This is a genomic window from Candidatus Eisenbacteria bacterium (assembly GCA_035712145.1).
Lineage (GTDB): Bacteria > Eisenbacteria > RBG-16-71-46 > RBG-16-71-46 > RBG-16-71-46 > DASTBI01.
The window spans coordinates 1-4,153 of sequence record DASTBI010000114.1; the positions used below are offsets into that span (position 1 = coordinate 1).

5 protein-coding genes are annotated in these 4,153 nt (G+C 66.8%); all 5 read left to right on the forward strand.

Translation table 11 applies throughout. From position 1 onward, the window contains the following. The coding region (gene lpdA / locus VFQ05_06755) for a dihydrolipoyl dehydrogenase (GenBank protein ID HET9326450.1) at positions 1 to 1,295 on the forward strand (1,295 nt) is incomplete at its 5' end. Further along, positions 1,288 to 2,169, forward strand: coding sequence for an MBL fold metallo-hydrolase (locus VFQ05_06760; GenBank protein HET9326451.1), 882 nt, complete (start codon positions 1,288 to 1,290; stop codon positions 2,167 to 2,169). The genes lpdA and VFQ05_06760, both read left to right, overlap by 8 nt. Then, positions 2,166 to 2,336, forward strand: a complete 171-nt coding sequence (locus VFQ05_06765; protein HET9326452.1) for a hypothetical protein — start codon at positions 2,166 to 2,168, stop codon at positions 2,334 to 2,336. The genes VFQ05_06760 and VFQ05_06765 overlap by 4 nt, the downstream gene beginning before the upstream one ends. A gap of 8 nt (positions 2,337 to 2,344) precedes the next feature. Then, a complete protein-coding gene (locus tag VFQ05_06770) occupies positions 2,345 to 3,001 on the forward strand; it encodes a DedA family protein (GenBank protein HET9326453.1) in 657 nt (218 codons plus the stop codon). 178 nt (positions 3,002 to 3,179) lie between these two features. Then, complete coding sequence (locus VFQ05_06775) at positions 3,180 to 3,974, forward strand: T9SS type A sorting domain-containing protein (GenBank protein HET9326454.1); 795 nt, start codon at positions 3,180 to 3,182, stop codon at positions 3,972 to 3,974. The last annotated feature ends 179 nt before the right edge of the window (positions 3,975 to 4,153 follow it).

Here is a 4,153-nt window from a genome sequence, read left to right on the forward strand (position 1 = left end):
CCACGCTGGGCGGGACTTGCCTCAACGTCGGATGCATCCCGAGCAAAGCCCTGCTGGATTCAAGCGAGCACTTTTCGCTCGCCCGCCATGGCTTCGCGGCCCACGGCATCAAGGCCCAGGTCGAGCTCGACTTGCCCACCATGCTGGCGCGCAAGGACCAGGTGGTGAAGGAGCTGACGAACGGCATCGGGTTCCTGTTCCGCAAGAACAAGGTGGATCGCGTGACCGGTGCGGCGCGCATCCAAGGCGCGGGGCGGGTCGAGGTGACCGGTCCCGAGGGCGCCCGCACGCTGCAGGCGAAGCGGATCCTGATTGCGACCGGCAGCAAGCCGGCGGCGCTCAAAGGGATCGAGTACGACGACCGGCGCATCGTCCATTCCACCCACGCCTTGGCTCTGCCCGAAGTGCCGAAGCGGATGGTGGTGATCGGGGCAGGCGCGATCGGGCTCGAGCTGGGCTCCGTCTGGATGCGTCTCGGCGCCGAGGTCGAGGTCCTCGAGTACATGGATCGCATCGTTCCCGGCATGGACCGGAAGAGCGGCGTGCTCCTCCAGCGGTCGCTCGAAAAGCAGGGCATGAAATTTCGCCTCAAGACGTCGGCCGGCGGCGCGCGTGTCGAAGGACAGCAGGTGATCGTGACGGTGAAGCCCGCCGAGTCGCGAGGCGAAGCTTCCGAGACCAGGTGCGACGTGCTCCTGGTGGCGGTGGGTCGGAGGCCATACACGGAGGGTCTCGGCGCCGCGGAAGCTGGCGTGAAGCTCGACGAGCGCGGTCGCATCGCCGTGGACGAGCACTACCAGACCAGCGTCGAAGGCATCTACGCGATCGGCGATGTCATCAAGGGCCCGATGCTGGCCCACAAGGCGGAAGAGGAAGGCATCGCCGCGGTCGAGCGCATGTCCGGGCTTCCCGGACACGTCGAGTATCGCTGTATTCCCAACGTGGTCTACACCTGGCCCGAGCTGGCATCGGTCGGACAGAGTGAAGAGGAAGCCGCCGAGGCCGGCATCCAGGTCGCGATCGGAACGTTTCCCTTCCTCGCCAATGCCCGGGCCAAGGCGATGGGGGAGCGTGATGGCCAGGTGAAGATCCTCGCGGACGCGAAGACCGATCGGATTCTTGGAGCGCACATCGTGGGACCCCGAGCCAGCGACCTGATCGCCGAGGTGGCGACCGCCATGGAGCTCAACGCGAGCGCGGAGGACATCGCCCGCTCGGTGCACGCTCACCCCACGTTGCCCGAGGCGGTGAGAGAAGCCGCGCTCGCCGTGGCCAAGCGAGCGATCAATGTCTAGCGCCCCGCAGACGATCGGCCCATGGAAGGTGCAGACGCTCGAAACGGGCTACCTGTGGCTCGATGGCGGATCGATGTTCGGCTCGGTCCCCAAGCCCTTGTGGTCCAAGCTCCAGCCGCCCGACGACAGGAACCGCATCCGTCTTGCGATGCGCTGCCTGCTGCTCGAAGGCGATGAAGGGCGGATCCTGGTGGACGTCGGGGTGGGCCACAAGTTCGCGCCCAAACTGGCCGAAATCTATCGGGTGGAGCACGACGTCCATACGCTGGAGCGCTCACTTGCGGCGCTCGACCTGACCCCGGCAGACATCAGCGATGTCCTGCTCACGCATCTCCATTTCGATCACGCCGGAGGGTCGACCAAGCTGGACGGGGGCCAGGTCGTTCCGACCTTTCCCAAGGCGCGCTATCACGTCCAGCGCCGCAACCTCGAGAATGCGCGTCACCCGAATGCGCGGGAGCGGGCGTCCTACATGCCCGAGAACTTCGAGCCGCTCGCCGAGCACGGCGCGCTCGACACCTGGGAGCGCCCGCGCGAGTCGTGGCCGGGCATCGAGCTCATCCCGGCGGAGGGCCATACCCGCGGGCAGCAGCTGGTGCGGGTGTCCGGTCCCGAAGGCGTTCTCTACTACGTCGCCGATCTGATTCCCACGTCGAGCCACGTGCGCATTCCGTTCGTGATGGGCTACGACGTCGCCGCCATCGAGACCATGCAGGAGAAGCAGGCGCTGCTCGAGCGCGCCATCTCCGAGAATGCCTGGATCGTGCTGGAGCACGATCCGCTGATCGCCATGGGCAAGCCGAAGCGAGACGGCGACGACTACGGATGGGCGGAGACGGTGCAGGCCGACGCAACGTCGAGGACGGCCCGGTGAGGCTGATCTTGCTGGTCTTGTTGGTGGCGCTGCTCGGCGCAGGCGAGTGCCGCGATCAGCGCTCCGGGACGCCGTCGTCCAAGGGGGGCGATTCCACCAGGACTCGATTCACCCAGCACGACACGACGATGATCGACTCTCCGATCCCACGCCAGGGCTCGCGCTAGGAAAAGACGTGTTCCATTCCCTCTTCCAGCTCTGGTTCCGACTCACGCTCGAGTGGGGCTATGCCGGCGTGTTCGTGATGATGGCGATCGAGTCCACGGTGTTCCCGCTGCCGAGCGAAGTCGTGGTGCCGCCGGCCGCTTACTGGGCGCAGCAGGGCCGGTTCGACTTCTGGGGTGTCGTGGCGGCCGCCACGTTCGGCTCCTGGGCCGGCTCGGCGCTCTCCTACTGGGTCGCGCGCCGGGCAGGACGGCCGCTCATCATGCGCTACGGCCGCTACTTCTTCGTGCCGGAGAAGAAGTGGCTGCTCGCCGAGCAGTGGATCAACCACTACTCGATGGCCGGCATCTTCTTCGCCCGCCTGCTGCCGGTGGTGCGGCACCTGGTGTCGCTGCCCGCCGGCGCGGCGCGCATGCCGTTCGGGCGCTTCAGCCTGATGACGCTGCTCGGATCCTTCACCTGGTGCACGATCCTGGCCTGGTTCGGCGCGCGCGTCCTGGCGGATCAGCCACGACTCCTCGAGGATCCCGAAGCGCTGGTGCACGTCCTCAAGGACAAGCTCATCTGGTTCGTGGTGGGGACCGTCCTGTTGCTGGGCGGTTACATCGCGGTCGACCTGATCGGCCGCCGCCTGCGCCGCCAGGCCGAGCCCGCCGAGATCCCGTGACCTCGAGGCGCGCCGCGCGACGTGTTCCCGGAGTCCCGACGTCGCCCGGTGGCCAGGATCCTGGAGACCCGAAGGCTGTCCGGTGCTACGCTTCCCGCCTGCCACGGACGATCGTCCTCCTCGGCTTCGGTACTCCTGCCTGAAGACGAGATCGACGAGTCCCCCCTGGAGGTTCGTCATGCGGAAGCAGAGTCTCGTCATTGCTCTCTCGGCATCCATGATTCTCGGAAGCGTGAGCACCGCGCTCAGCGGAGGGCACACCTGGTACGTGAACGAGATCTACAGCAACTCCGACGGCACGATTCAGTTCATCGAAGTCAAGGAGTCCCTGGGTGGGGATTTCGAAACGGGCACTGGCGGCCACAACGTCACCAGCAACTCGCGCAGCTTCACGATCACGAACAACGTGGCCCCGCCGACCGGTGGCCGCCACATTCTGCTGGCCACGCCGGCATTCGTTGGACTGCCTGGAGCCCCGACCCCGGATTACGTCATCCCCGCCGGATCGGTGCCTTTCTTCGCCAGGACTGGGGATGCCATCTCGTACGTGCCCTACTGCACCTTCACCTTCGGCGCGGGCGTTCTGCCCACCGATGGGGTCAACTCGTTGACCATCACATCCCACCACGCACATGCCACGTCCGTCGGCGCCAACTCCCCCACGAACTACGCAGGGGTCACCGGCTCGATCAACGCGACCGTGGGTGTGGGCGATAGCAAGGCGAGGCTGGCCCTTCGCATTCCCAACCCGGTGGTGGGAGCGGTGGCGGTGAGCTTCAGCGTGCCCGGGCCGGGAAAGACCAGGCTCTCGGTGTTCGACGTGAGCGGACGTCTCGTCGCATCCCGTGATCACAATGCAGGCGCCGCGGGGTGGACCACGGTCCGGTTCGACAAGCTGTCCGCGGGCCGCTACACGGTGCGGCTCACTCAAGGCTCGCGGCGAACCTCGTCGTCATTCGTGGTGATCGGGTAGAGCGCTGGCGCCTCGACTCCGGTCGCGAGAGGCCGGAGTCGAGGCGAGCGAGGTTCCCTACTTCGGCCGTGCCGGCTGCGCCGCCGCTCCCGGAATCGATTCGACCTCGACGCCTCGTGACTCCTTCGCGCGGACGGGTGCGAAGCGCGCCAGCAGCGTGTAGACCACCGGCACCATCA

What these genes read in the sequence shown, in the direction of transcription:
- VFQ05_06760 (HET9326451.1), top strand. Translation starts at nt 1,288, where the DNA reads ATGTCTAGCGCCCCGCAGACGATCGGCCCATGGAAGGTGCAGACGCTC.
- VFQ05_06775 (HET9326454.1), top strand. Translation starts at nt 3,180, where the DNA reads ATGCGGAAGCAGAGTCTCGTCATTGCTCTCTCGGCATCCATGATTCTC.